The 26,252-nt window shown below is 42.7% G+C and carries 27 protein-coding genes; all 27 read left to right on the forward strand.

What is annotated here, in order from left to right; all coding sequences use genetic code 11:
• Positions 1 to 190 precede the first annotated feature (190 nt).
• Positions 191 to 1,204 carry a nuclease-related domain-containing protein gene (locus JN080_RS11595; RefSeq protein WP_256236165.1) on the forward strand — a complete coding sequence of 338 codons (1,014 nt, stop codon included), beginning with the start codon at positions 191 to 193 and terminating at the stop codon, positions 1,202 to 1,204.
• Positions 1,205 to 1,305: 101 nt separating this feature from the next.
• Positions 1,306 to 3,597 (forward strand): S8 family serine peptidase, encoded by a 2,292-nt coding sequence (locus tag JN080_RS11600; protein ID WP_305473928.1) that lies wholly within the window; start codon positions 1,306 to 1,308, stop codon positions 3,595 to 3,597.
• A 334-nt stretch (positions 3,598 to 3,931) separates the two neighbouring features.
• On the forward strand, positions 3,932 to 4,159 hold the full coding sequence (locus JN080_RS11605; RefSeq protein ID WP_256236167.1) for an AtpZ/AtpI family protein: 228 nt from the start codon (positions 3,932 to 3,934) through the stop codon (positions 4,157 to 4,159).
• Between the two features lie 5 nt (positions 4,160 to 4,164).
• Positions 4,165 to 4,545, forward strand: coding sequence for an ATP synthase subunit I (locus JN080_RS11610; protein ID WP_256236168.1), 381 nt, complete (start codon positions 4,165 to 4,167; stop codon positions 4,543 to 4,545).
• 20 nt (positions 4,546 to 4,565) lie between these two features.
• A complete protein-coding gene (gene atpB / locus JN080_RS11615; RefSeq protein WP_256236169.1) occupies positions 4,566 to 5,276 on the forward strand; it encodes a F0F1 ATP synthase subunit A in 711 nt (236 codons plus the stop codon).
• 73 nt (positions 5,277 to 5,349) lie between these two features.
• Positions 5,350 to 5,562: a F0F1 ATP synthase subunit C gene (atpE, locus tag JN080_RS11620; protein WP_026572680.1), complete on the forward strand. Its 213-nt coding sequence runs from the start codon at positions 5,350 to 5,352 to the stop codon at positions 5,560 to 5,562.
• Between the two features lie 114 nt (positions 5,563 to 5,676).
• Positions 5,677 to 6,201: a F0F1 ATP synthase subunit B gene (locus JN080_RS11625; protein ID WP_256236170.1), complete on the forward strand. Its 525-nt coding sequence runs from the start codon at positions 5,677 to 5,679 to the stop codon at positions 6,199 to 6,201.
• Positions 6,198 to 6,734, forward strand: coding sequence for a F0F1 ATP synthase subunit delta (locus JN080_RS11630; protein ID WP_256236171.1), 537 nt, complete (start codon positions 6,198 to 6,200; stop codon positions 6,732 to 6,734). The genes JN080_RS11625 and JN080_RS11630 overlap by 4 nt, the downstream gene beginning before the upstream one ends.
• A 24-nt stretch (positions 6,735 to 6,758) precedes the next feature.
• Positions 6,759 to 8,267: a F0F1 ATP synthase subunit alpha gene (gene atpA, locus JN080_RS11635; RefSeq protein ID WP_256236172.1), complete on the forward strand. Its 1,509-nt coding sequence runs from the start codon at positions 6,759 to 6,761 to the stop codon at positions 8,265 to 8,267.
• A 140-nt stretch (positions 8,268 to 8,407) separates the two neighbouring features.
• Positions 8,408 to 9,265, forward strand: coding sequence for an ATP synthase F1 subunit gamma (atpG, locus tag JN080_RS11640; RefSeq protein ID WP_256236173.1), 858 nt, complete (start codon positions 8,408 to 8,410; stop codon positions 9,263 to 9,265).
• A gap of 223 nt (positions 9,266 to 9,488) precedes the next feature.
• Complete coding sequence (gene atpD / locus JN080_RS11645) at positions 9,489 to 10,910, forward strand: F0F1 ATP synthase subunit beta (RefSeq protein ID WP_256236174.1); 1,422 nt, start codon at positions 9,489 to 9,491, stop codon at positions 10,908 to 10,910.
• A gap of 21 nt (positions 10,911 to 10,931) precedes the next feature.
• Complete coding sequence (locus JN080_RS11650; RefSeq protein WP_256236175.1) at positions 10,932 to 11,333, forward strand: F0F1 ATP synthase subunit epsilon; 402 nt, start codon at positions 10,932 to 10,934, stop codon at positions 11,331 to 11,333.
• 333 nt (positions 11,334 to 11,666) lie between these two features.
• Entirely contained in the window at positions 11,667 to 12,017 is a 351-nt protein-coding gene (locus tag JN080_RS11655) for a DUF952 domain-containing protein (RefSeq protein WP_256236176.1), read from the forward strand.
• A gap of 378 nt (positions 12,018 to 12,395) precedes the next feature.
• The gene (locus JN080_RS11660; RefSeq protein ID WP_256236177.1) at positions 12,396 to 12,770 is read left to right on the forward strand and encodes an NADH-quinone oxidoreductase subunit A; all 375 of its coding nucleotides are present in this window, start codon (positions 12,396 to 12,398) and stop codon (positions 12,768 to 12,770) included.
• Positions 12,761 to 13,273, forward strand: a complete 513-nt coding sequence (locus tag JN080_RS11665) for a NuoB/complex I 20 kDa subunit family protein (protein WP_256236178.1) — start codon at positions 12,761 to 12,763, stop codon at positions 13,271 to 13,273. Before JN080_RS11660 ends, JN080_RS11665 begins: the two co-directional genes overlap by 10 nt.
• 3 nt (positions 13,274 to 13,276) lie before the next feature.
• Complete coding sequence (locus tag JN080_RS11670) at positions 13,277 to 14,347, forward strand: NADH-quinone oxidoreductase subunit C (RefSeq protein WP_256236179.1); 1,071 nt, start codon at positions 13,277 to 13,279, stop codon at positions 14,345 to 14,347.
• Between the two features lie 3 nt (positions 14,348 to 14,350).
• Complete coding sequence (locus tag JN080_RS11675; protein WP_256236180.1) at positions 14,351 to 15,451, forward strand: NADH-quinone oxidoreductase subunit D; 1,101 nt, start codon at positions 14,351 to 14,353, stop codon at positions 15,449 to 15,451.
• Positions 15,451 to 16,458 carry an NADH-quinone oxidoreductase subunit NuoH gene (gene nuoH, locus JN080_RS11680; protein ID WP_256236181.1) on the forward strand — a complete coding sequence of 336 codons (1,008 nt, stop codon included), beginning with the start codon at positions 15,451 to 15,453 and terminating at the stop codon, positions 16,456 to 16,458. Before JN080_RS11675 ends, nuoH begins: the two co-directional genes overlap by 1 nt.
• A gap of 265 nt (positions 16,459 to 16,723) precedes the next feature.
• Positions 16,724 to 17,143, forward strand: coding sequence for an NADH-quinone oxidoreductase subunit NuoI (nuoI, locus tag JN080_RS11685; RefSeq protein ID WP_256236182.1), 420 nt, complete (start codon positions 16,724 to 16,726; stop codon positions 17,141 to 17,143).
• Entirely contained in the window at positions 17,140 to 17,658 is a 519-nt protein-coding gene (locus tag JN080_RS11690) for an NADH-quinone oxidoreductase subunit J (RefSeq protein WP_256236183.1), read from the forward strand. The genes nuoI and JN080_RS11690 overlap by 4 nt, the downstream gene beginning before the upstream one ends.
• A complete protein-coding gene (gene nuoK, locus JN080_RS11695) occupies positions 17,655 to 17,969 on the forward strand; it encodes an NADH-quinone oxidoreductase subunit NuoK (protein WP_256236184.1) in 315 nt (104 codons plus the stop codon). Before JN080_RS11690 ends, nuoK begins: the two co-directional genes overlap by 4 nt.
• A gap of 440 nt (positions 17,970 to 18,409) precedes the next feature.
• The gene (gene nuoL / locus JN080_RS11700; protein WP_256236185.1) at positions 18,410 to 20,284 is read left to right on the forward strand and encodes an NADH-quinone oxidoreductase subunit L; all 1,875 of its coding nucleotides are present in this window, start codon (positions 18,410 to 18,412) and stop codon (positions 20,282 to 20,284) included.
• Positions 20,281 to 21,792, forward strand: a complete 1,512-nt coding sequence (locus JN080_RS11705) for a complex I subunit 4 family protein (protein ID WP_256236188.1) — start codon at positions 20,281 to 20,283, stop codon at positions 21,790 to 21,792. Before nuoL ends, JN080_RS11705 begins: the two co-directional genes overlap by 4 nt.
• A 6-nt stretch (positions 21,793 to 21,798) precedes the next feature.
• Positions 21,799 to 23,316 carry an NADH-quinone oxidoreductase subunit NuoN gene (gene nuoN / locus JN080_RS11710; protein ID WP_256236189.1) on the forward strand — a complete coding sequence of 506 codons (1,518 nt, stop codon included), beginning with the start codon at positions 21,799 to 21,801 and terminating at the stop codon, positions 23,314 to 23,316.
• Between the two features lie 252 nt (positions 23,317 to 23,568).
• Entirely contained in the window at positions 23,569 to 23,817 is a 249-nt protein-coding gene (locus JN080_RS11715; protein WP_256236191.1) for a DUF1146 family protein, read from the forward strand.
• 261 nt (positions 23,818 to 24,078) lie between these two features.
• Entirely contained in the window at positions 24,079 to 24,822 is a 744-nt protein-coding gene (locus JN080_RS11720; RefSeq protein ID WP_256236192.1) for a YwmB family TATA-box binding protein, read from the forward strand.
• Between the two features lie 32 nt (positions 24,823 to 24,854).
• Positions 24,855 to 26,165, forward strand: coding sequence for a UDP-N-acetylglucosamine 1-carboxyvinyltransferase (gene murA, locus JN080_RS11725; RefSeq protein ID WP_256236193.1), 1,311 nt, complete (start codon positions 24,855 to 24,857; stop codon positions 26,163 to 26,165).
• Positions 26,166 to 26,252: the final 87 nt, after the last annotated feature.

Below are 26,252 nucleotides of genomic sequence, written 5' to 3' on the forward strand. Positions count from 1 at the left end.
TCCGGGAAAATGGTTCAAACCAGCGGCGAAATGGTTCATAACACCATTGGAATCGTTCATAACAAAAATCTTCGAGCAAGCCTACAGCCAAAACAGAAAGTATTTTACTAAAATTCAACAAATTTTGCAGGGATTTCCGTTTGAAAAGCGAACCTTTAGTGTGAATGAATAAAAAGGAGGTAAAACATGCATGTTTTTAAACGAAAGAGCGATTCCAGTTACACTACAGCAGATTATCACCGTCCGATCACGGCTGCAAAGCTATCATCCTAAGCAACTCAAGCTAGAAAAATCAGAAATGAAAAGGTGGGCCGGCTATCATGGGGAGCGGACAGTTGATAAATATCTCCGCAGGTTCGCTGCAGATAGATTTACAATAGTACCAGATCTAAATCTGGTAGAGCAAGAAGGATTTCAGATCGATACTTTTCTTTATAACCAATGCTTTGGCCTTATTCTTGAAATAAAAAACATCTTAGGTACAGTATATTTTGATAAATATTCAAACCAAATGATCAGAATCTGGAAGGGTGAAAAGGATGGATTTTCGAATCCCATTCTGCAGGCACAAATGCACAAGATGCATTTGAAAAATTGGCTAACCAAACGAAAATTCACGCAAATCCCGATTGAATGGCTAGTCGTTTTCAGTAACCCGGCAACAATCCTCGAAACGACCCCCGGAAATGAACAAATCTTTCAAAGTGTAATTCATGCCAATTTGCTGCAGGAAAAAATCAATGAACTAGAAGAGAAATATACCTCAACAGAGATAAATAAACACACCTCTAAAAAGTTAAATAAGCTTCTTTTAGAAGAAAACATTCCTTATTTATCAGATATTCTCCAAAAATATGAGCTAACCCAAGCTGACATTAGCACCGGTGTGAGATGTCCAAATTGCAATTTTGTACCCATGCTGCGCGTATCGGCCAAGTGGCATTGTCCAAAGTGTAAAACGGACTCCAAGAAAGCTCACATTCCCTCCATTTATGATTATTTGCTGTTAAATCACCAGACAATTACCAACCATCAATGCCGGGACTTCCTCCACATTCCATCAAGGAGAATTTCCCGCGAGGTTCTTTCCGATCTACCTCTCATTGGTACAAAAAGAGGAAGCACTTACCAACTTACGAATCTATTGCATGATTCAGGCAATAATTTTCTCCTCCCAAAAAACAAATCATGGGAACTCAGCTAGCCAGAATGGATCACCTCTAAAAAACAAATCACGGTTATTCCACTAGCCAGAATATTTCACCTCTAAAAAGAAAATCCTACCTTTAAAAAGGGGAATTTGGGATGCAAAAGCTTCTATTGATACTCATGTTGCTAATTCCGCTGTTTTCCACTGCACCGCATTTGTCAGTAGCTATGCATTCAAAACCAACCACTGTCCCTAAAATCCAAATATCGCCATCCCAGCAAAAACCAATATCTCTGCATTCCAAATCACTAACCATTCCGCCACTCCCACCAAATACAAGGGAAACTGTCGCGATTGTTCAGCTGCAACAGCCGCGTACGGAGCGGGAGATTACCAAGCTGTTGGCACCACATCCAGATTTGAAGATGCGTCAAATCTTTCGTGAAGCGCTCACTGGGTTTTCGGTTAAAGGACCCCCAGCATCGATCGCCGCTTTAGCAAAAGACAGTCAAATCATTACCGTCTCACCCGTAAACGACTACCATTCACAGATGGCTGAAAATGTAAAGATTATTGGCGGTGAGGAGATCCGCGGCTTTTATGATCTGAATGATAACCGCTTAACAGGGAAAGGGGTTACGGTTGGAGTAATTGATACTGGCGTTGATTACACGCATCCGGATCTCCGCCGCAGCTATGGGGGCGGCCGTGACATCGTCGATGATGATCTCGATCCGATGGAGACAAAAAGCACGACGGATCCCTCCCAAGCAACCCTGCACGGCACCCATGTCGCAGGTATTATTGCCGGCAACGGCAGGATTCAGGGGGTTGCTCCGGAAGCGACCATTGTTGCTTACCGGGCGCTTGGTCCGGGCGGGGCTGGTACAACAGAGCAGGTCCTGGCTGCGATTGAGCAAGCAATCAAGGATAAAGTCGACATCATGAATCTGTCGCTCGGAAATGATGTGAACGGGCCGGATCTGCCGATTAGCTTAGCCCTAAATCGCGCTGTTGATAAAGGGATTGTCGCGGTAGCTGCTTCGGGAAACTCAGGACCGAATGTGTGGACGGTTGGGGCACCGGGAACCGCTTCAAAGGCTATTTCCGTCGGCGCCTCGACACCAACCATCCAAGTTCCCTACCTTCAAACAGAAGATAACAAGGAAATCCGAATCGAGCCGATGGCGGGCTCGCAAACATGGACATTCGATCATCCGATTGAAATTGTCCTCGCCGGGATGGGAACAAAAAACGAACTGAAAGGCGTAAATGGAAAAATTGCTTTGATCAAAAGGGGCGGCTTAACCTTTACTGAAAAAGCGAAGAACGCGCAAGCGGCGGGTGCAATTGCGGTGTTGATCTACAATAATACGGCCGGAAGCTTTATTGGAAATCTCGAACAGCCATTGGCGATCGCCGTTGGATCACTTTCAAAGGTGGATGGAGAATTTTTACAAAAAAAGGGCAGTCTGGCGGCTAGGCTAAAAATAAGGGAGGAGAAGGATCGGCTCGCTGATTTTAGTTCCCGTGGGCCTGTGACAGGTTCGTGGGAAATCAAACCGGATCTTGTTGCGCCGGGGGTGGCAATCAACTCAACCATTCCGGGGGGGTATTTGCCCTTGCAGGGGACAAGCATGGCGGCCCCGCATGTGGCCGGGGCATGTGCACTAGTTAAGCAGGCACATCCGGACTGGGCGCCGGACCAAATCAAGGCGGCACTGATGAATACAGCGAAGCCACTAGTAAAAAAGGACCAGACACCCTATCACACATACGAGCAGGGGGCAGGCCGGATTCAGGTTGATGAAGCTGTTAAAGCGACGACACTTGTAACGCCAAGCTCGATTCAGTTTGGAAAATTTCAGCTTGCCGGACAAGAGAATCGCCATAAAGCGTATGTGTCAGTTGAAAATACTAGTGATCATCCGCAAACATACGCCTTCAGGCTTCCGCAATCAGCGGAAGGGCTGCACTGGCAGTTCCCGCTGGCGTTTACGCTTGCACCAAAGGAAAAGCGTGAAGTGAAAATTGAGCTTTCGGTTGAGCCTGAGTATTTTAAACGGAAAATTTACGATGGCTACCTAACCTTACATGCAGGATCAACTGAAATACGGCTTCCATACATTTATGTCCTGGAGGAACCGAATTATCCGCGCGTAATGGGATTTGATTTTGGTGTTGGCGACAAGCCGGGATCATACCGGTACGAGGTGTATTTACCGGGTGGTGCAGAAGAGTTTGGGATTGCGTTATTTACTGCTGCTGATTATCGGTTTGTTGGGTATTTAGATTCAGGACAAAATATTCAAAAAGGATTAATCAGGAAGGAGATTTTGGCAGAGCAGCTACCGCCTGAAGGAATCTATCGTGCAAAAGTGTTTGCCAAAAAGGCCGATCAAGAGGACTTTATCGACACGATGATCACAATTTTGAAAAATAAGTAGAAATTTGGCGGCAATTTGCCGCTTTTTGTTATATAATAAAATTGGTGATTTGACGTATTTCACTTATGATCATGTTCTTAATTATCAGCATTTATCTATACTAATTTCGAATAATATCTATAATAATTTCGAATGAGAATTTTGTCATATTTGTGAATATTTTCACCTCAAATTAATTGACATTGTCAAGTGCCTATTGTATGCTAACATAGGATGTCAATTGGTAGGGTTTTCACATAGGAATTCGCAATGATATTTGTCACTGAGGGCCTGTTTTTACACATATTTTTTCCTCAACTCGTCTCTCATTCTCTGCTTGTGAGGATGTGATAATATGAGCCAACGAAATAACAACCGCAACCCATTTAAAGCAATGGCTCTAATGTCCGCCATCGTCTCCCAATTAGTAGGGTCCATTCTCATAGGTATTTTTGTCGGAAGATGGCTGGATCATCACTGGGGTACTGAGCCAATTTTCTTAATAGTCGGACTGTTAATCGGATTAGCAGCAGGAACGTATTCTATGCTACTGTCAATCCGTCACTTTTACTCGGGAGATTGAGCAGTATGCCGGAATTTGTAGAAATGTATAATCGGGCACGAAAAGGGATATCGTATCTGTTGTCGATTTATGTTCTTGGATGGGGATTTACATCCTACCAAACGATCTTTTTAGGGTTAATTCTTGGAACAGCATTTAGTTTTATTAACTTGTGGATGCTGCTTAGAAAAATGAAAAAGTTTGATAAATCCATCACAAACGGAAAAAAAGTCCGCAGTCTTGGATCTCTGTCTAGAATGGCAATGGCGGCGATTGCAGTGATTATCGCCACAAAATGGCCACAATATTTTGATGTTATTTGTGTTGTAATGGGACTAATGACAACTTATATTGTCATTATGATAGATTATCTATTTCATTCATTTTATGTTCATAAAACAAAATAGGAAGCGAGGTGAGTTAATTTATGCATCATGGAGCTCCTGTGGTTGAATTCATGGGCCTATATTTTAATTTGGCTAACATTCTTATGATTACTGTTGCTAGTGTTATTGTGTTTATTATTGCTGTGCTTTCAACAAGAAAAATGGCAATGAAGCCAACGGGGATGCAAAACTTTTTCGAATGGGTTATGGATTTTGTTAAAGGGATCATCAACAGCACGATGGACTGGAAGGAAGGCGGCCGCTTTCAAATACTTGGGATTACATTAATTATGTATATCTTTGTATCAAATATGCTCGGACTTCCTTTTAACATTGTCATTGATGATAAGCTTTGGTGGAAATCACCAACTGCTGATCCAGTGATAACAATGACATTATCGGTAATGGTTGTCGTTCTGTCGCACTTCTATGGTATTAAGCTTAGGGGAGTAAAAGCGTATGGAAAGACATTCTTTAGTCCGATGGGATTCTTATTTCCATTAAAAATTATTGAAGAGTTTGCTAATACGTTAACACTTGGTTTGCGGCTATACGGTAACATTTATGCTGGTGAATTATTGCTTTCACTTTTAGCCGGAGGTTTAGCAACAGGAGTTGTAGGTACTATTGCAGCAGTACCGCTAACTCTTGCATGGCAGGGATTTTCCATCTTTGTTGGGACAATCCAGTCTTATATCTTCACAATGCTGACAATGGTTTACTTGTCACACAAAGTAAGTTCCGATCACTAGGTTAGTTCTGTTCATTTATTGAGCAAAAATAAAAAAACTATTTTAATCATCCATTTTAAGGAGGAACATGAAAATGAATCTTATAGCAGCAGCAATCGCAATTGGTTTAGCGGCAGTAGGTGCCGGTATTGGTAACGGTCTTATCGTTGGCCGTACAGTAGAAGGTATTGCCCGTCAACCTGAAGCACGCGGTTTACTTCAAACAACAATGTTTATCGGGGTTGCGTTAGTTGAAGCCCTACCTATCATCGGCGTTGTTATCGCGTTCATGGTATTAGGTCGATAATAGTAGTCGAAAATGCAAGTGGCGAAGAGGGATTTTTAAAAACTTCGCCATTCATTGTATGGCAGGGGAAAGTCTGTTTTAAAGTGAAAGACTCTTGAAGGGAGTGAACCCGAGGTGTTAGCAAGCAGTTTAGTATTAGGTGCAGCGGAAGGCGTCCGTTTTAATGGCGGAGATATTATCTTCCAGCTTATCGTATTTCTCATCTTATTAGCATTGCTCAAGAAATTCGCGTGGGGTCCGTTAATGGGCATTATGAAACAACGTGAAGAGCATATTGCAAATGAAATTAACACGGCCGAAGCTAGCCGTTTAGAAGCGAAGAAGTTATTAGAAGAACAAAGAAACCTTTTAAAAGAAGCTCGCAATGATGCGCATAGCTTAATTGAAGCTGCGAAAAAACAAGGCGATATTCAGCGTGAGGAAATTATCAACTTCGCACGCAGCGAAGCAGAACGAATTAAAGAAGTAGCGAAGCTTGAAATTGACCAACAGAAGGAAAAAGCAGTGGCTGCCATTCGGGAGCAAGTGGCTTCTTTGTCTGTATTAATTGCTTCGAAGGTAATTGAAAAAGAATTAACAGCAGACGATCAGGACAAGCTGATTAACGAATATATTCAAGAGGCAGGAGAAGAGCGATGATGGGCTCTATTGTAGCAAAACGCTATGCGTTGGCTCTTTTTCAGCTCGTGCAGGAGCAGCAGCTTCTTGATACAGTGGAAGAAGAACTCCGCGTGGTAAAAGAAGTTTTTTTTGTGAATGAGGACTTAAGAGCTGTTCTACAGTCTCCAAAGGTTTCAAGAGAAAAGAAAAAAGCAATTTTGACCAATGCTTTCTCGTCTGTGAACAAATATGTGTTAAACACTTTGTTGCTGCTAGTTGACCGGCATCGTGAGAATGACATTACGGATGTCGCAAATGAATTCAGTGAATTGGCAAATGAAGAACGAGGGATTGAGGCTGCTGATATATACAGTGTTCGTCCGCTGACTGATGATGAAAGAACGGGATTATCTGTTTCTTTTGCAGAAAAAGTCGGCAAAAAGTCGCTTCAGATTGAAAACATTGTTGATTCCAATTTACTCGGCGGCATTAAGGTTAGAATCGGAAATCGTATATTTGACGGCAGTTTGCGTGGCAAGCTGGATCGTCTTGAACGTACATTATTAGGCTAAGTTTGAGAGATAGGGGTGAAACTCGTGAGCATCAAAGCTGAAGAAATTAGTGCTCTGATAAAAAAGCAAATTGAAAACTATCAGGCAGAAATTCAAGTGACCGATGTAGGTACAGTTATCTCAGTCGGTGACGGTATCGCTCGTGTTCATGGCCTCGACAATGCCATGGCTGGAGAGCTTGTTGAATTTTCAAATGGCGTTATGGGAATGGCTCAAAACCTTGAGGAAAGTAACGTCGGTATTATTATTCTGGGACCATATACACAAATTCGTGAGGGTGACGAGGTTCGCCGTACAGGCCGTATCATGGAGGTTCCTGTCGGTGAAGAGTTAATTGGACGGGTTGTTAACTCATTAGGACAGCCAGTTGATGGCATGGGTCCTATTAAGACAACAAAAACAAGACCAGTTGAATTCAATGCACCAGGTGTAATGGATCGTAAATCAGTCCATGAGCCACTGCAAACAGGGATCAAGGCGATCGACGCACTTGTGCCAATCGGACGCGGACAACGTGAGTTAATCATTGGTGACCGCCAAACAGGTAAAACTTCCGTCGCTATTGATACCATTTTGAATCAAAAAACGGAAAACATGATTTGTATTTATGTCGCAATCGGCCAAAAAGAATCGACGGTTCGTAATGCGGTTGAAACGCTTCGGAAATACGGTGCATTAGAATACACAATCGTTGTAACAGCAGCAGCATCACAGCCTGCTCCATTATTATACTTGGCACCATATGCCGGTGTAGCAATGGGTGAAGAGTTTATGTACAACGGCAAACATGTATTGATTGTCTATGATGATCTTTCAAAACAAGCGTCAGCATACCGTGAACTTTCCTTGCTGCTTCGTCGTCCTCCAGGTCGTGAAGCGTATCCAGGGGATGTATTCTATTTGCACTCCCGCTTACTTGAACGTGCTGCAAAATTAAGCGACGCTAAAGGCGCCGGTTCAATTACAGCATTACCATTTATTGAAACACAAGCAGGTGACGTTTCTGCTTACATTCCAACAAACGTTATTTCGATCACAGATGGACAAATCTTCTTACAATCCGACCTTTTCTTCTCCGGTGTTCGTCCGGCGATTAACGCAGGTCTTTCTGTATCACGTGTAGGAGGCTCTGCGCAAATTAAGGCAATGAAAAAAGTTGCAGGTACATTGCGTCTAGACCTTGCATCATATCGTGAATTAGAAGCATTTTCCCAGTTTGGATCAGATCTTGATAAAGCAACTCAAGCAAAGCTTAACCGCGGTGCTCGGACTGTAGAAGTTCTAAAGCAGGATCTTCATAAGCCGATCCCTGTTGAAAAGCAAGTTGCGATTCTTTATGCCTTAACACGCGGATTCCTTGATGATATTCCAGTTCATGATATCAATCGTTTTGAATCAGAATTATATACATGGCTAGACCACAACCGCAAAGATGTGTTAGACCATATTCGCACAACGAAGGAGCTTCCTGCTGACGACGATATGGCGTCTGCAATCAACGGCTTCAAAAAGACGTTCGCAATTTCTGAGTGATTAGAAAAGCAGAAGCGCACGTTTAGCGGCGCTGATGCCGGACAATAAGGTCTAATAAAAATGATGGCATAGGCGCTTTCTAATAAAATTAGCTGGGCGCTCTTGCCTGAACATTCTTTGAAAAAGGGTGGTGAGAATCTTTGGCATCATTACGCGAAATTAAAAACCGAATAAGTTCAACTAAAAAGACAAGCCAGATTACAAAGGCAATGCAAATGGTTTCCGCTTCCAACTGGAACCGCGGGGTTTCAAATGCAAAATCCTTTGTTCCATATATGGAGAAGATCCAGGAAGTTACTGCGGCGATTGCAGTCGGCAGCAAAGGGATCGCCCATCCGATGCTTCAAGCACGCCCAGTAAAGAAAACTGGTTATATCGTAATAACAGCAGACCGCGGGTTAGCAGGTGCATACAACAGCAACGTGCTGCGCAGCGTTCACCAAACGGTCTTAAAAAACCATAAATCAGCGGATGAGTATGCAATGATCGCAATTGGCAGGGTAGGCCGAGACTTTTTAGTCAAACGTGGGGTTAATGTTGCCCTCGAGATCACTGGGGTACCAGACCAACCAAAATTTGCGGACATTCAGGATGTTACCAGAAGTACCGTCGGCATGTTTGCTGATGGTACATTTGATGAAATCCATTTGTATTACACGCATTATGTCAGTGCGATCAGTCAGACTGTAACAAATAAGAAGCTGCTTCCGTTAACGGATATCAGCGTTTCTGGAAAATTAACCTCCTATGAGTTTGAACCATCGGCTGAAGAAATTTTGGAAGTCCTCTTGCCGCAATATGCTGAGAGCTTAATTTTTGGTGCAATCTTAGACAGTAAAGCAAGTGAGCATGCTGCCCGGATGACGGCCATGAAAAATGCGACCGATAACGCACATGAATTAATCAGTTCGTATACACTCGCCTACAACCGTGCCCGTCAAGCAGCCATTACACAGGAAATTACTGAAATCGTTGGCGGAGCAGCCGCGTTGGAATAAAGAAAAGCGGAAGCGCCCGGTTAGCGCACGACAGGACTGGAGCTCACCGACTGAGATAAAGGAACCACGAAGAGCGATAGCGCATTCGTGCTTGACTTATCGTAGGGAGGCGGGTGAAGTACACTAGCCGCTGGGTGCTGGAGTTGGACAGTTATCAAAGTTAAAAACGAGACTTTCTTAACGATAATATAGGATTTACCAGAGTAAGTTAGGAGGGAAAAAGATGAACGTAGGACGCGTTCTGCAGATTATGGGTCCGGTTGTTGACGTAAAGTTCGAAAGCGGTCAGCTTCCAGAGATCTATAACGCATTGAAAATTAATTACAAAGCGCGTAATGAATCAGAAGTTGATATCGACTTAACCCTTGAAGTAGCCCTTCATTTAGGTGATGATACCGTTCGGACTATTGCAATGTCTTCAACAGACGGTTTAACACGTAACATAGAAGTAACGGACACAGGTGCACCAATTTCTGTACCAGTTGGTGATGTAACATTAGGTCGTGTATTTAACGTGTTAGGTGAAAGTATCGACTTGGATGAACCAGTTCCGGCTGATGCCCGCCGTGATGCAATTCACCGCGAAGCACCATCATTTGAGGAACTTTCTACGGAGGTAGAAATTCTTGAAACAGGGATTAAAGTAGTTGACCTGCTTGCACCATACATTAAAGGTGGTAAAATTGGCCTTTTCGGTGGTGCCGGTGTTGGTAAAACTGTATTAATTCAGGAATTGATCAATAATATCGCTCAGGAACACGGTGGTATTTCCGTATTCGCCGGTGTTGGTGAACGTACTCGTGAAGGTAACGACCTTTATCATGAAATGACAGATTCAGGCGTTATTAAGAAAACGGCAATGGTGTTTGGACAGATGAATGAGCCTCCAGGTGCGCGTATGCGCGTTGCCTTGACAGGCTTGACGATGGCTGAATATTTCCGCGATGAACAAGGACAAAACGTGCTTCTTTTCATCGACAACATCTTCCGTTTCACGCAGGCAGGCTCTGAGGTTTCAGCGCTGCTTGGCCGTATGCCATCTGCAGTTGGTTATCAGCCAACACTTGCAACGGAAATGGGTAGATTAGAAGAACGGATTACTTCTACTAATAAAGGTTCTGTTACTTCAATCCAAGCAATTTATGTACCAGCCGATGACTATACTGACCCGGCTCCGGCTACGACATTTGCTCACTTAGATGCAACAACAAACCTTGAGCGTAAACTTTCCGAAATGGGCATCTACCCAGCTGTGGATCCGCTTGCTTCGACTTCTCGTGCATTATCACCTGATATTGTTGGTGAAGAGCATTACAATATTGCACGTCAAGTGCAGCAAACATTACAACGTTATCGTGAATTACAGGATATCATTGCGATCCTCGGTATGGATGAGCTTAATGATGAAGATAAGCTAGTTGTTGCCCGTGCACGCCGGATCCAAAACTTCTTATCACAAAACTTCCACGTTGCTGAACAGTTCACTGGTCAGCCGGGATCATATGTGCCTGTTAAAGAAACGGTTAGAGGATTCAAAGAAATTCTTGAAGGTAAATATGACCACCTTCCAGAAGATGCATTCCGCCTCGTTGGTAAAATTGAAGATGTAGTTGAGAATGCAAAACGCATGGGTGTAGAGGTCTAATTCCTGCCAGGAGGGTTAAAAATGAAGACGATTAAAGTCAGTGTTGTTTCTCCTGATGGCCCGGTGTATGATTCTGAGGTGGAAATGGTTAGTACAAAAGCTAAAAGTGGTGAGCTGGGGATTTTACCCGGCCACATTCCTTTGGTTGCACCGTTAGAAATCGGCGCCGTTCGCCTAAAGAAAGATGGTAAAACGGAACTGGTTGCTGTTAGCGGCGGTTTATTAGAGGTTCGTCCCGATCAGGTAACGATTTTAGCTCAAGCGGCAGAATTTGCTACTGATATTGATGTTGAACGTGCCCTTAAAGCAAAAGAACGTGCAGAACAACGTATGCATGATACGCACAAGGAAGATATGGATTTCCGTCGTGCACAGCTGGCACTTCAACGGGCAATTAATCGCTTATCCGTTGCTGGCAAATAAATTTGATTTATAATAGTAGAGAGTCTTTCCGATTTTGGGAAGGCTCTTTTCCTTTTTGAGCAAAATTTGTCCAAAAAGAGCACAACATTTGAAAACGCTTACAATTTATTGTTTCTAGTAAAAAAGTACTATGGTATCGTATGAAAATTTGAATTATTCTAGAGTAGAAAAAACCAAAGGATCCCATCATCGTTTAAAGTAAATAGTACATCCAATGAAAGCAGCCTGAAGGGTGCTTTTTAGTAGAAGGATCTCGTATACATCGGCCTTTAAGGGGGAGGTCGGCTGAATTGAGGTAGAATCTTTTTATTAATAAAAAGGGGATGAAATTGGATGGAAAGGAAAAATGTTATTGTACACGTTACACCTGGTGACAAATGGGACAAGGCAAAAACTGGCTACTATTACTTCCCTGATAGTTTAAAGAAGGAAGGATTTATTTCTTGTGCAACACAGGAGCAAGTCTTACGCTCAGCTGAATTTCTATATAAGGATAAGTTAAATCAGAAACTTCTTTATATAAATCCAGAAAAAGTAACAGCGCAAATTGTATATGAAGACATACATGAAATGGGGCACACATTTCCACATATATATGGAGCACTAAATTTAGATGCTGTCATAAAGGTAATTGATTTTAAGCCGGACTCAAGTGGAATTTTTGCGTTGCCGAATATCTCATAATTAGCGATAGACCTGCATAGTTTGTAGAAAACGATTGCACAGAAAAAAAAGGTCCTCCTACTTAAAACGAATGATAATTCTCACTGACAATTGTTTGTTTTTATTATTTAATAATAATGTTTGGTTAAATGAAACATGTCGTATATAAAAAAAGTAAATAATTCACAGCGGGGACTTGGTTGGTGTCGACTGTCCTCGCTGCATGTTAAAGACAATGGATTTGTTTCTGTTTTTACTTCCATATTTGTAAAATAATCACATTGTCAGTATTTCCAATTTTGTTGAACATTTATCGACACTGTTTTGCAATGATGCTATAATGTATTCGGTTACAAGTTTCATCTATCTATATATTCTACAGCATTGGAGGGAATAGGTATGGGGCTACTGCATGAATATCAGAATAACTATCTGATTGTTTTCGCGTTTTTATGTCTCGGAGTGTTGCTGCCAACAATTGCATTATTTTTAGGTAAGCTCTTACGTCCAAAAGAACCGACAAAGATGAAAGCTACCACATATGAAAGCGGTCTTGAACCATTTCACGACGCCCGTGTACAGTTCAATGTCCGCTATTATATTTTTGCCTTAATGTTTGTTGTTTTTGATGTAGAAACAGTGTTTTTATATCCATGGGCTGTCGCTTATAATCATTTAGGCGTATTTGCATTAATCGAAATGTTGATTTTCGTAATCATGCTGATCATTGGCCTAGCATATGCTTGGAAGAAGAAGGTGTTAAAATGGATCTAAAATTAGATGGCATTTCTTCACAGGAAATGGAAGAATTGCAAAAAAACGTATTTTTTACAACACTTGAGCAATTGAAAGGATGGGCAAGAAGCGCTTCAATCTATCCTGTTACATTTGGTCTTGCTTGTTGTGCGATTGAAATGATGGCCGTTGGTTCTTCTCACTACGATTTGGACAGGTTTGGGTCATTTTTCCGGGCATCACCTCGTCAATCTGATGCGATGATTGTTTCAGGAACGGTTACGAAAAAAATGGCTCCACTATTACGTCGTATCTACGATCAAATGCCTGAGCCAAAATGGGTAATTGCAATGGGTTCGTGTGCCACTGCAGGAGGACCATATGTGAGATCCTACTCTGTCGTCAAAGGGGTCGACCAAATAGTACCTGTTGATGTTTATATTCCTGGATGCCCTCCAAACCCAGCTGCTTTAATATATGGAATTAATAAATTAAAGGAAAAGATTCGCTTTGAGGCGAAAAATGGGAAGAAGGTGATCTAACCGATGAGCGGGGAGAAAGATCTCGAACAAGTAAAACGTGAGGCCGCTGAAAAGGCGAAGGCCGCCGCATTAGCAAAAAAACAGGCGAAACAGTCTGGTGAAGCAGCACCGAAGCAAGAGGCAAAGCCAACTCAAGCCAAAGAAGATCTTGATGCTGCGAAGAAAGCATCTGCCGCCGCCGCGAAAGCAGCAGCGCTAGCAAAGAAAGCATCACAGGATAACCCTGCTGGTGAAGCACCTGCACCTGCAGCAAATGAGACCGATTTGGCCAAGCAAAAAGCCGCTGCAGCTGCAAAAGCAAAAGCTGCTGCCTTAGCCAAAGCAAAAGCAAAAGGTGCAGAAGCTCAAACGGAGCCTGCAGGTGATGACGCCAAGGCAAAAGCCGCCGCAGCCGCAAAAGCGAAGGCTGCCGCCGCCGCGAAAGCAAAAGCAGCTGCACAAGCGAAAACTGGATCCGCTGAGTCAAGTGGTGATGATGAGAAAGCGAAGGCAGTCGCCGCCGCCAAGGCAAAAGCAAAAGCCGCCGCCGCCGCGAGAGCAAAAGCAGCTAGCGGAAATCAAGCCGAAGCACCAGCTGCCGAAGTCGAGGAAGTATCAGCTAACCAGCAATACCTTGATAAATACAGAAAAGTCATTGAAGAAAACTTAGGAACAGATGTATTAGAAGACTCCTATATTAATAAACTGTCAAATGATGTTCCGACACTTGTGGCTAAGCGTGATACATACTTTAAGCTGGCTCAGTTTTTGAAATACAATGAGCTTTTAAGCTTTGAATATCTGTCTGAGCTTCATGGAACTGACTTTGGAACACATATGGAAGTATATGCTCACTTTTACTCATACAAAAATCGTCAATCCGTGGCCATAAAGGTAAAGATTGACCGTGATGAACCAACAATCGAATCCTTGCAGCCAATATGGCCTGGAGCTAACTGGCCTGAATGTGAAGCATACGACTTGCTAGGCATTAAGTTTACAGGACATCCGGACTTGCATCGGATCATGCTCGGAGAAGATTGGGTTGGCCATCCACTCAGAAAAGATTATGAGCCTTACGATGTGGAGGTGTAACCAATGATACGAACGGAAGAAATGCTATTGAATGTAGGCCCGCAGCACCCGAGTACTCACGGTGTATTCCGTCTTATTGTCAAGCTTGACGGGGAAGTCATTAGAGAAGCAAGGCCGGTAATTGGTTATTTGCACCGCGGTACTGAAAAATTAGCTGAAGACCTGCAATATACTCAAATTATTCCTTACACAGACCGTTTGGATTATGTATCAGCAATGCTCAACAACTATGCATTAGTCCATACAGTTGAAACGATGATGGATATTAAAATTCCTGAGCGGGCTGAATACCTGCGGATCATCGCAATGGAGCTGAACCGAATTGCCAGCCACCTTGTGTGGTGGGGAACCTACCTGCTTGATATCGGAGCAGTCAGCCCGTTCTTGTATGCATTCCGCGAACGTGAAATGATTCTTAATCTATTTAATGAATTATGCGGTGCCAGATTGACCTTCAACTATATGCGGGTTGGCGGTGTCAAGTGGGATGCACCAGAAGGCTGGATTGAAAAAGTAAAAGAATTTGTTCCATATATGCGTGAACAGCTGGTTGGGTATAACAACCTTGTAACTGGAAATGAAATTTTCTTAGAAAGGGTAAAAGGCGTTGGAGTCATTACAAAAGAAGATGCCCTTGCCTACTCTTTAAGCGGTGTAACCTTACGATCAACCGGGATAAAATGGGATCTTCGTAAGGATGAGCCATATTCAATCTATGATCGATTTAAATTTGATGTGCCGGTAAGGGATGAGGGCGACTGTCTGGCCCGCTACTACCTGCGCTTAGAGGAGATTGAAGAGTCTCTAAAAATCGTTGAGCAGGCGTGCGCGCAGTTTCCATCCGGCGGTGAAATCCTTGCCAAGGTGCCAAAAATTATCAAGGCTCCTAAAGGCGAAGCCTTCACAAGAATTGAATCAACACGTGGAGAACAAGGCGTTTATATCTACAGCGATGGAAAAAAAGAACCATATCGCTTAAAGCTTAGAAGGCCATCCTTCTATAATCTGCAAATTCTCTCGAAAATGTTAGTAGGCGAAAATATCGCCAACCTAGTTGTAATATTAGGGGCATTTGATATTGTCCTTGGGGAGGTTGACGGCTAATGATCCAGGATTTACTGCATTCAAGTCCCGGCTTGATGACCTTCGCCATATTCTTTCTTTTGGCGCTCATCTTTCTGTTCATTTTATTAGCCTTCGTTTGTTACGCGATTTTAGCAGAACGGAAAGTAATGGGTTTCATGCAGCTGCGCATTGGTCCAAACCAACTCGGCGGCCGCTGGGGACTTTTACAAACACTCGCTGATGTTTTAAAATTGTTATTAAAAGAAGATATTATTCCGAAGGCTGCTGATAAGCCGCTGTTTATCATCGCACCGGTTTTAGCCTTTGCTCCATCGTTTATGGTACTGGCGACCATTCCATTTACAGATAAATTTCAATTTGCCAATATTGGAATAGGGATCCTTTACTACATGGCGATTTCCGGTATCACAATTCTTGGGATCGTTACAGGAGGCTGGGCTTCCAATAACAAATATGCTCTTTTAGGAGGCATACGGGGCGCTGCCCAGATGATTTCTTATGAAATTCCGCTTGTTATGTCTGTGCTTGGAATCATCCTGATCACAGGAAGCTTAAATTTAAATGATATCGTCTTACAACAACAGCATGGCTGGTTTATTTTACTGCAGCCAATTGCATTTATCATTTTCTTCATTGCCTCAATTGCCGAATTAAACCGGACACCGTTTGACTTAACGGAGGCAGAAAATGAGCTCGTTGCAGGATACCACATCGAATATTCCGGTTTCCGCTGGGCGTTCTTTATGCTTGCTGAGTATGTGTACTTATTTGCAATGTCATCTCTGATTACGGTACTATTTTTAGGCGGATGGCTGCCACCGTTTGCATTCTTAGGATTTATCCCTGCTGCAGTCTGGTTTTCCCTTAAATTATGCTTTGTAGTTTTCATTTATCTGTGGTTAAAATCAACAATGCCACGTATGAAGGCCGACCATTTAATGGAATTTGCCTGGAAGGTTCTGCTCCCAGTAGCATTGCTAAACATTTTCGTAACAGCACTAGTGAAAACAATCTTTTTCTCCTAGAAAAGCGGAAGCGCAAGTTTAGCGGCGTATGGACTGGAGCACACCGACTGAGATAAAGGAAACACGGAGAGCGAAAGCGATCCGATGTTGACTTATCGTAGGGAGGTGAGCGAAGTACACTAGACGCTGTGCGCTGGAGCTAGACAGTAAGAAAAGCGGAAGCGCAAGTTTAGCAGTAACGTACATTAGATGCTAGGCGCTATGCTAGACAGTTATCAAAGTTCATAGACATAAATACTTAAACTTTAAAAAGGGGTGAAAAAACGTGTTTAAGTTTGCAAAAGGTTTAAAATATACCCTTAAAAATTTATCTCGGGAACCTGTAACGTACAATTATCCGAATGAACCGCTGCCATTGCCGGACCGGTTCCGCGGCATCCAAAAGTTTCATCCGGAGAAATGTATTGTTTGTAATCAGTGTGCGACGATTTGCCCAACAAATTGTATTAACTTAACCGGCAAAAAGCATCCTGACCCAACGAAAAAAGGTAAAGTGATCGATACGTATGATATTAATTTCGAGATTTGCATCCTTTGTGACTTGTGTACGGAGGTTTGTCCAACTGAAGCCATTGTGATGACAAATAAATTTGAATTGGCAGAGTACAGCCGTGATCAATTATTTAAAAACCTGCAATGGCTGGACGAGAATGACGAAAATGTACGGAAGGTGAATAAACCATGACCTTTTCCGGAGAATTTTTAGCTTTCATTTGTCTCGCTTTAGTCGCCATCATTGGCGGCGTCCTATTGTTAAACCTGACAAAAGTATTTCAAATTATCGTCTCGCTTGCCTTTACGTTTATCAGCATCGCCGGCATTTATATTTTGCTGTCAGCCGAATTTATCGCCGGGGTTCAAGTCATGATCTATTCTGGCGCCATTTCAATTATCATGCTATTTGGAATCATGCTGACCAAACATGACGCTGAGAATGAAGAAACTGGTCATAAGCTGCGGAAATTTCTTGTGTTTATAGGCGTACTTGGCTTTGCCTTTGCCGTATACCTTGGAATTTACAATTATGATGTTGTCCAAGTTCCGAGCAGCCTGCATGTCAACAACACGTTGGAAATCGGCAAGGCCCTTTATTCTAAATATACGATCCCATTTGAATTAGCATCTGTTCTGTTATTAGTCGGTCTTGTCGGCGCGATTGTTTTATCTAAAAAAGACGACAAGGAGGGGGAAAACCAATGAGCTCAGTTCCCGCATCAGCCTTCTTGGCACTTGCACTTATCCTTTTCTGCATCGGGTTATTTGGTGCCCTGACAAAACGAAATACAATCATCGTGCTAATTTCAACTGAATTAATGTTAAATGCAGTCAATATTAACTTGGTTACCTTCAGTAAATATGGGATAACTCCATCGATTACCGGCCAAGTGTTTGCACTATTCTCAATGGCTGTAGCAGCGGTAGAAGTAGCGGTAGGACTTGCGATCTTGATTTCGCTTTACCAAAACCGCAAAACTGTTAATATCGATGAAATCAATAAGATGAAAAACTAAAAGCGGAAGCGACCGAATTAAGGTACGTCGACTAAAACCCGCCACGTCCTGTGGCGAACGTCGACATCAGCACATCCTGTGCAAGTACGTATGGACTGGAGCACATCGACTGAGATAAAGGAAACACGAAGAGCGTTAGCGCATTCGTGCTTGACTTATCGTAGGGAGGTGGGCGAAGTACACTAGTTGCTGGGCGCTGGAGCTGGACCGTTATCAAAGTTCAAAAATATATAAATTTTGTTCATATAAACATTTAGCCAAATGTTTGATCAACAGTCTTTATGCGGTCGCATCAGCTTTTAATCAAACGATCGATTAGTAAATTCCTAACAAAAAAGGCGCACGGCCAAATGGCCGGAAGCCTTGTCTGCCCCGCACAATGCGGGCCCAATCTGCGCGCCATCTAGCGGTTAGCGCGTAAAAAAAAGGGGATAGTGATAATGATGGAGAATGCTTGGCTCATACCGCTTTTCCCGCTATTATCGTTTTTGATCCTTCTTCTATTCGGTAAGCGACTTAAGGAAGCAAGTGCATATGTAGGGATGCTGTTCACATTCCTTTCGCTTGTTTTTGCGATTTTGGTCTTGGTTGCCCGGTTTAATGGGCCGACCTACCTGGTCAAAGCTAACTGGCTCACCATAGGAGATCTTCATTTAACAGCGGGCTTTGAAGTGAATCAATTAAATGCATTAATGCTGTTTATCGTCTCGCTTGTCAGTTTCCTGGTACATACCTATTCAAAAGGTTATATGCATGGTGATGAGCGAATCCCAGTATTCTATGCCTACCTTGGATTATTTACATTCGCAATGCTTGGTCTCGTTATTTCACCAAATCTATTGCAAACATATGTTTTTTGGGAACTTGTTGGTCTTGGTTCCTTCCTGTTAATCGGCTTTTATTTTTACAAAGATGAAGCAAAGGCAGCTGCAAAAAAAGCCTTCATTATGACCCGAATCGGGGATGTAGGCTTGTTTATCGGAATGATTCTATTATTCTGGCAGACAAAAAGCTTCGAATACAGCACAATTTTTAAGGCCGTTCAGGACGGCTCAGTTTCACAATCAATGATTACGTTAACAGCAATCTTAATCTTCATCGGTGCAGTTGGTAAATCAGGTCAATTCCCATTGCACACATGGCTTCCAGATGCAATGGAAGGTCCGACACCTGTTTCGGCTTTAATCCATGCCGCAACAATGGTTGCCGCTGGTGTTTACTTAGTTGCAGCGCTATTCCCGCTGTTTCTTGCCAGCCCAACAGCCTTGATGACGATTGCCGTTATCGGCGGATTTACAGCTATTTTTGCAGCCAGCATTGGCTTAGTACAAACTGATATTAAACGAGTGCTTGCTTACTCAACTGTCAGCCAGCTTGGCTATATGATGCTCGCCTTAGGTTCTGCAGGCTACGTGGCCGGAGTTTTCCACCTAATGACGCATGCTTTCTTTAAAGCCTTGCTGTTCCTTGCAGCCGGTAGTGTGATTCATGCCGTTGGCGGTAATCAGGATATTGAAAAAATGGGCGGACTTTGGAAAAAGCTGCGCCTGACCGGTCCATTGTTTTTAATTGGCGCATTATCAATCAGCGGTTTTCCGCTGCTTTCAGGATCTTTCAGTAAGGATGAAATTTTAGCAGCAGCCTGGGAAGGCGGACATCCTATTCTCTTCACGATTGCCGTCATTGCCGCATTTTTTACGGCATTCTACATGTTCCGTTTGTTCTTCATGGTATTTACCGGTGAAGCACGCAGCAAAGACGTTGATCATGCCCATGAGTCACCATCGTCGATGACGTTCCCAATGATCATCCTTGGGGTACTCGCAGTGGTTGCCGGTTATGTAAATACACCGTGGTTTGGTTCCTTCCTTGGCGATTGGCTAACACAAGGAAACGCAGTGCTCGCCGGACATCATGAAGGTGAACCAGCCTGGATTATGATTGTAGCAACTGTAGTTTCCTTATTGGGAATTTATCTAGCCTGGCTAATTTACGGCAAACGTTCGATTTCCCGTGATTGGCTCAGCGGCAAAGGCGGTACGCTGCACACAATTTTATACAATAAATATTACGTAGATGAATTTTATCAATATACAATTTTGAGCTGGACAAAAGGAATTAGCTATATCTGTCAATTTATTGACCGCTTCATTGTCGAAGGCTTAGTTGCCTTAGTTACTGGAATCGTCCAAGGACTAGGCAAAGCAGGCTCTAAATTACAAAGTGGACAAATTCAAACATACGGTGCTATGGCCTTTGTCGGCCTTGCCGTTCTAGTCGTCATCTATGCTCTAACAGGGGGGTACTTAAAATGAGTTTATCTTCTGTTCTAACATTCCTGGTATTCACCCCGTTACTAGGTGTGCTTGTGTTGGCATTTATGCCGAAAACACAGGAAAAATCGATCAAGGCAGTCGGAATTTTATTTACACTGCCGTCATTGGTGCTGGCGCTGGGAGTTTACTTCCATCAGCTTGCCGGAAAAAGTCTAAGCGATTTTTCAATCGCAAAATCGTGGATTCAATTTGGCGGCTTTGAAAAGGTAGATAAGCATTTATTCTCAGTTTTTTATGAATTAGGTGTGAATGGCTTTTCCGTGCTGTTGGTTGTTTTAACAGCAGTGGTTGCAACGCTTGCCGCCATTACTGCTTCTATGTACATTAAGAAAGAGTGGAAAGGCTATTTTATGCTCTTCCTCATTCTCGAAACAGGAATGCTCGGCGTTTTTACTGCTGAAAACTTAATTTTCTTCTTTATCTTTTTCGAAATGACCCTTGTTCCGACCTTCTTCTTAACAGGAAAATGGGGCTTTTTTGAAAAAGAAAAAGCAGCATTTAGCTTTTTAATCTATAACGGATTAGGCTCAGCTATTTTGTTAATTGTAATCATGGTCTTATTTGCCCGCACAGGTACAACCAATATTGATGCATTGTATCATCTAATTAATGATCCAAATGCACAATTGATTGCACCGCTTTCGAAAGGGGCGAAGTTTGGTTTATTTATTGCTTTACTAATTGCCTTCGGCATTAAGCTGCCGATCGTTCCATTGCACAGCTGGCAGCTGCGCATGCACGCACAGGCTCCAATCCCTGTTGTTATGATTCACTCCGGGATTCTTTTGAAAATCGGAGCATATGGTTTAATCCGCTTTGGCTTGGGAATTTTCCCAGAGCAATTTAAATCGGTTGCTGTTCTTTTAGCCGTACTTGGTTTAATCAACCTATTATACGGTGCGTTCCTTGCATTTATCCAAACGGAGTTCAAATTGATGCTTGCGTATTCTTCGGTTTCCCATATGGGAATCATCCTTTTGGGACTTGCAGCTCTTAATACAGCCGGAATTCAAGGTGCCATTTTCCAAATGGTTTCACACGGTCTCATTTCAGCATTGTTATTCTTCTTAGTTGGTGCTGTTTATGAAAGAACTGGAACGACGGACATCACCAGTTTGGGTGGTATGGCAAAAGGAATTCCAGTAATCGGCGGCTTCTTGCTGGCAGCAGCGATGGCTAACCTCAGCCTTCCGGGTATGTCAGGGTTCGTCGGTGAATTCCAGGTCTTTGTGGGCATATTCGAAAAAATGCCTGTCATTGGCGCAATTGGTACAATCGGTATTATCATGACAGCTGCTTACATGCTGCGTGCCGTGCTCGCTATTACTTACGGAAAAGCACATCGTGAATTTGCTGGAGTTGTAGATTTAAAAGGAGTGGAGTTCGTTCCTGTGTTCGTACTCATGCTTCTGATTGTTTTAATCGGTGTTTACCCAAGTGTTCTAAGCTCACCGCTTCACGCCACATTGCTTGGGTTAGGAGGGTGATCAAGGATGAGTCTTCAAACATTACTTTCATTTAGCTGGAGTGCGATGGCACCGGAGTTTATCATCCTTGGGGTTGCTGCACTTTTGACCGTGCTCGATTTGTTCATGCCAAATAAACAAGACCGGAAAGTATTAGGCTGGATCGCCATTGTTGGTGTTTTGGCTGCAATGGTTTCACTTGCCGGCTTAGTTGATCGCGGGACAACATCAATCCTATATGATACATTCCGCCTTGATTCCTTTGGTAAGGCATTTAAGTTCCTGTTACTTGGCGGCTCGGCGCTTGTGCTTTTTATGGCCGTCAGCTACGAGGCCAAAGAAGGTCTTGAAAAATATAAAGGTGAATTTTATTACCTGTTTTTAACTGCACTTCTTGGTGCGATGATGATGGCTTCAAGCGGCGACTTAATTACGCTATTTGTCGGCCTTGAGACATTATCTGTTTCTTCTTATATTTTGGCTGGTTTGCGCAAAAAAAATCAGCTTTCGAATGAATCAGCAATGAAATATGTCATCAACGGCGCGATTTCAACAGCTGTCACTTTATATGGAATGAGCTTTGTTTACGGCTTAACTGGGACAACTAACCTATTAGATATTGCTGCAAAGCTGCAGTCATTAGCAGATCCACAGCATGTCTACATGCTCGGCTTAGCTTTCTTAATGATCTTTGTCGGTCTATCCTTTAAGCTTGCCGCTGCACCGTTCCATATGTGGGCACCAGACGTTTATCAGGGTGCACCGACACCAGTAACGGCTTTCTTAAGCGTTGTTTCGAAAATTGCTGGTTTTGTGATCATCATCCGGATTATCATTTCCGTATTTGGTGTTGCTGCAACAGAAGGCCCTGGCTCCATGCCAATTCTGCTCCATATGCAGAATTACCTTGCTGTCATTGCCGGTGCAACGATGATCATCGGAAACGTCGTCGCATTAAGACAAACGAATATCAAGCGGATGTTTGCTTATTCCAGTATTTCACATGCAGGTTATATTCTCGTAGCCCTGACATCAATGAACTACTTCATGTTTGATGCAATTTGGTTTTACCTGGCTGCTTACTTATTCATGAACATGGGTGCCTTTGCCGTGATTCAATTAGTGGCTGAAAAAACGGGTTCAGAAGAAATTGCCGGATACGCCGGTTTATACCGCCGCTCACCAGTCTTAGCAGTTGCAATGGGAATCTTAATTTTGTCCCTTGCCGGTTTCCCTGGTACGGCTGGATTTATCGGCAAGCTGAACATTTTCATGGGGGCATTCGTTGACCCAAGCGCCCATTATGTTTTAGCATCCGTCATGATTGCAACAACCGTTGTCTCGTATTTTTACTACTTTGGAGTCCTGACACAAATGTTCTTCCGCCCAGCTGCAGACGATAAAAAAATCAGCAGCATTCCATTTGGAATTCTGGTTGTTATCATCGTCGCTATCGTTGGATCGGTTTGGATGGGGATCATGCCAAACACAGCATTAGACTTCCTGCATAACCATTTTAATCAGTTCCATGACTTCTTGAAGTAACCAGAAGTTTCAAAGGAGGCAAGCGCCCAAATTGGGTGTTTGCCTCCTTTTTTACGTTGCTAATGATAGAACGGAGAATGGCGGCTTCAAAAATTGTAAACGCTGCCATTAGTAACCTTCGATAAATGTTGATATATCAATATAATTGTCCCGAAATTTTGTCAAATAATTTTTGAAAAATGGGCAATCTTTTCAGCTTTTTAGTGAACGATGTGTTAGAATATTCATGGTTTAAAAAAGTGAGGTGACAGAATGGTAAATGATTTTGGGCAGCAGGCGCTCCTTAGCATATTGTCACATTTGGTTTTTATCGGACTTGCGTGGTGGGCATTGCAGGCAGTTCGTTTGGACAAGTTGATACGATCGAACCATGTTTTTCAGGCCAGGCTGCTGTATATATTATTAGCCATTGTCATTGGTTCATCCGTTAGCAACTTTTTCCTAGATTATTACCAACGGTCAAAACAATTACCTTTGATCATGCAATACATACAAATGTGAAAATTTAGGTACTTGTACATGTTCCCATCTATTAGATTTTTAAGTACAATTCAATTTATGTGGTACTGAACATAAACAACAAGAGTAAGTACATGATCGTTTGTGTGATATTGAACATAGAATTCAGAAAAATTTCTTTGTGTGGTAATACAAACTTAGCACTAAAGTAAATTAGTAAAATAGGAATTGTCAAAATGTGACGACATTTCTCAAGTATGCTCTCTAACTTCTTGGTAACAATGAAGATAAGGGAGTGTAGAGATGAAAATAAAAGCAATTTATATTGTTCTTTTTATAATGGTTGGCTTTATTTTTTTTCAACTTGGGAATCGGACGGCGATCTCGGCGGGAGAGCGAGACAGCGATCTGCTTAAATTAGTCACGGCTTTTAAAAACGAGAATATTTTACTCAAAGAATGGTCTTTGTATGCAAGAGAACATTTGGTAAACCTAAAGAGTGCGGGAGAAGCTAAGGAATATACACGGAAGCTTAAAGAAAGATTTCCCGACTGGGAGTGGTCCGAGTCAATGACCAGTGAAAAATGGGAAGTAACAGCCTTATCTCCAACATCACAACACCACCAAGAAATGCTTCAAATTATGGCAACCCACACAAAAAATCCTGTAGATGCGTATATAGTATATAGGGTCAGCGGGAAAGAGTGGAATAAGCAGTCTGCAACCTTTTTTACCTCGGATCAATACAAAAATAGGCTAAACGACATATTTCATGGAATGCCCACAATTTTTTCTTGTATAAAAGGCGAATTCGATGATAAGATGAATACGGCTTTGCCAGAAACTGTGAATCATTTATTAACTATTTTTAAAGCAAGAGAGATAGAAGCCTTAAAAGAGGATAAATTCATGTCGGTAACGGCACAGTCGCCAAGCTTCGCTGATTCGATTAAAAATCGAAATTTGCAAATTGGTGTTCGCGCATCAGGATTGGGCGCTAAGACTACCGTTGTAGTTGGCACACCAATCATCACGATTGAATATTAATATAGAGAATATGGACGCGGAGGGGAATACTCTTGGAAAAGATTATCGTCCGCGGCGGACAAAGGCTTTATGGTACGGTTAGAGTTGAAGGCGCAAAAAATGCCGTGCTGCCGGTTATCGCTGCAACATTATTAGCAAGTGATGGAAAAAGTATAATAAGAGATGTGCCAACTCTCTCCGATGTATACACAATTAATGAAGTATTACGGAACTTAAACGCAGAAGTGGTTTTTGAAAATAATACAGTAGTCGTTAATGCATCCAGAGAGTTAAAAGAAGAAGCGCCATTCGAATATGTTCGAAAAATGCGTGCTTCCGTCCTTGTAATGGGATCTTTACTCGCTCGTAATGGGCGTGCTCGGGTTGCGCTCCCGGGCGGTTGTGCTATTGGATCCCGGCCTATCGATCAGCACCTTAAGGGCTTTGAAGCAATGGGTGCAAAAGTGAAGGTAGGAAATGGCTTTATTGAAGCGGAAGTAAACGGCCGCTTAAAAGGGGCCAAGATATATTTAGATTTCCCAAGCGTTGGAGCTACTGAAAATATCATGATGGCTGCCTCGCTTGCGGAAGGAACGACTGTTATCGAGAACGTCGCAAAAGAACCAGAAATCGTCGATCTTGCCAATTTCTTAAACGAAATGGGTGCAAATGTAAGAGGTGCCGGAACTGGAACAATCCGCATCGAAGGTGTAAACCAATTATTCGGTGCCAATCATACGATTATTCCTGACCGGATTGAAGCTGGTACGTTTATGGTTGCAGCTGCTATTACTGGCGGAAATGTACTTATAAAAGGTGCAGTGCCTGAGCACATATCCTCGCTCATTGCTAAGATGGAGGAAATGGGTGTAATTATTTTTGAAGAAGATGATGGTGTTCGCGTAATCGGCCCTGAAAAGTTAAAAGCCGTTGACATTAAGACGATGCCGCATCCAGGTTTCCCAACCGATATGCAATCACAAATGATGGCTCTTTTGCTTCGTGCAGAAGGAACAAGTATGATTACCGAAACGGTTTTTGAAAATCGGTTCATGCATGTCGAGGAGTTTCGTCGCATGAATGCCGACATCAAAATTGAAGGTCGCTCAGTGATCCTCAATGGCTCTTCCAACCTTCAAGGTGCAGAAGTAGCTGCAACGGACCTTCGCGCCGCAGCAGCCCTTATTCTTGCTGGATTAGTGGCTGACGGTGTGACACGCGTTACAGAATTGAAGCATTTAGACCGCGGCTATGTTGATTTTCATAAAAAATTAGCAATGCTCGGCGCTGATATTGAACGCGTGAATGAGGACGATGAAACATTTACAGTCGTCGAACCACTTGTATCTGATTTAAACGCTTGATTTAGTCATTTTTTTGAAAATATCTTTATTAAAGAGCCAGCCGAAGAGCCAACAGATGCGTTCTTCGGTTTATTTTTTCAAAAATAC

The sequence above is a fragment of the Bacillus sp. EB600 genome, assembly GCF_024494385.1.
Lineage (GTDB): Bacteria > Bacillota > Bacilli > Bacillales > Cytobacillaceae > JAEVLT01.

Excerpts from the sequence above, each read along its gene's own strand:
- JN080_RS11595 (WP_256236165.1), top strand. The coding sequence starts at position 191 with ATGTTTTTAAACGAAAGAGCGATTCCAGTTACACTACAGCAGATTATC.
- JN080_RS11600 (WP_305473928.1), top strand. The coding sequence starts at position 1,306 with ATGCAAAAGCTTCTATTGATACTCATGTTGCTAATTCCGCTGTTTTCC.
- JN080_RS11605 (WP_256236167.1), top strand. The coding sequence starts at position 3,932 with ATGAGCCAACGAAATAACAACCGCAACCCATTTAAAGCAATGGCTCTA.
- JN080_RS11610 (WP_256236168.1), top strand. The coding sequence starts at position 4,165 with ATGCCGGAATTTGTAGAAATGTATAATCGGGCACGAAAAGGGATATCG.
- atpB (WP_256236169.1), top strand. The coding sequence starts at position 4,566 with ATGCATCATGGAGCTCCTGTGGTTGAATTCATGGGCCTATATTTTAAT.
- atpE (WP_026572680.1), top strand. The coding sequence starts at position 5,350 with ATGAATCTTATAGCAGCAGCAATCGCAATTGGTTTAGCGGCAGTAGGT.
- JN080_RS11630 (WP_256236171.1), top strand. The coding sequence starts at position 6,198 with ATGATGGGCTCTATTGTAGCAAAACGCTATGCGTTGGCTCTTTTTCAG.
- atpD (WP_256236174.1), top strand. The coding sequence starts at position 9,489 with ATGAACGTAGGACGCGTTCTGCAGATTATGGGTCCGGTTGTTGACGTA.
- JN080_RS11650 (WP_256236175.1), top strand. The coding sequence starts at position 10,932 with ATGAAGACGATTAAAGTCAGTGTTGTTTCTCCTGATGGCCCGGTGTAT.
- JN080_RS11655 (WP_256236176.1), top strand. The coding sequence starts at position 11,667 with ATGGAAAGGAAAAATGTTATTGTACACGTTACACCTGGTGACAAATGG.
- JN080_RS11660 (WP_256236177.1), top strand. The coding sequence starts at position 12,396 with ATGGGGCTACTGCATGAATATCAGAATAACTATCTGATTGTTTTCGCG.
- JN080_RS11665 (WP_256236178.1), top strand. The coding sequence starts at position 12,761 with ATGGATCTAAAATTAGATGGCATTTCTTCACAGGAAATGGAAGAATTG.
- JN080_RS11670 (WP_256236179.1), top strand. The coding sequence starts at position 13,277 with ATGAGCGGGGAGAAAGATCTCGAACAAGTAAAACGTGAGGCCGCTGAA.
- JN080_RS11675 (WP_256236180.1), top strand. The coding sequence starts at position 14,351 with ATGATACGAACGGAAGAAATGCTATTGAATGTAGGCCCGCAGCACCCG.
- nuoH (WP_256236181.1), top strand. The coding sequence starts at position 15,451 with ATGATCCAGGATTTACTGCATTCAAGTCCCGGCTTGATGACCTTCGCC.
- JN080_RS11690 (WP_256236183.1), top strand. The coding sequence starts at position 17,140 with ATGACCTTTTCCGGAGAATTTTTAGCTTTCATTTGTCTCGCTTTAGTC.
- nuoK (WP_256236184.1), top strand. The coding sequence starts at position 17,655 with ATGAGCTCAGTTCCCGCATCAGCCTTCTTGGCACTTGCACTTATCCTT.
- nuoL (WP_256236185.1), top strand. The coding sequence starts at position 18,410 with ATGATGGAGAATGCTTGGCTCATACCGCTTTTCCCGCTATTATCGTTT.
- JN080_RS11705 (WP_256236188.1), top strand. The coding sequence starts at position 20,281 with ATGAGTTTATCTTCTGTTCTAACATTCCTGGTATTCACCCCGTTACTA.
- nuoN (WP_256236189.1), top strand. The coding sequence starts at position 21,799 with ATGAGTCTTCAAACATTACTTTCATTTAGCTGGAGTGCGATGGCACCG.
- JN080_RS11715 (WP_256236191.1), top strand. The coding sequence starts at position 23,569 with ATGGTAAATGATTTTGGGCAGCAGGCGCTCCTTAGCATATTGTCACAT.
- JN080_RS11720 (WP_256236192.1), top strand. The coding sequence starts at position 24,079 with ATGAAAATAAAAGCAATTTATATTGTTCTTTTTATAATGGTTGGCTTT.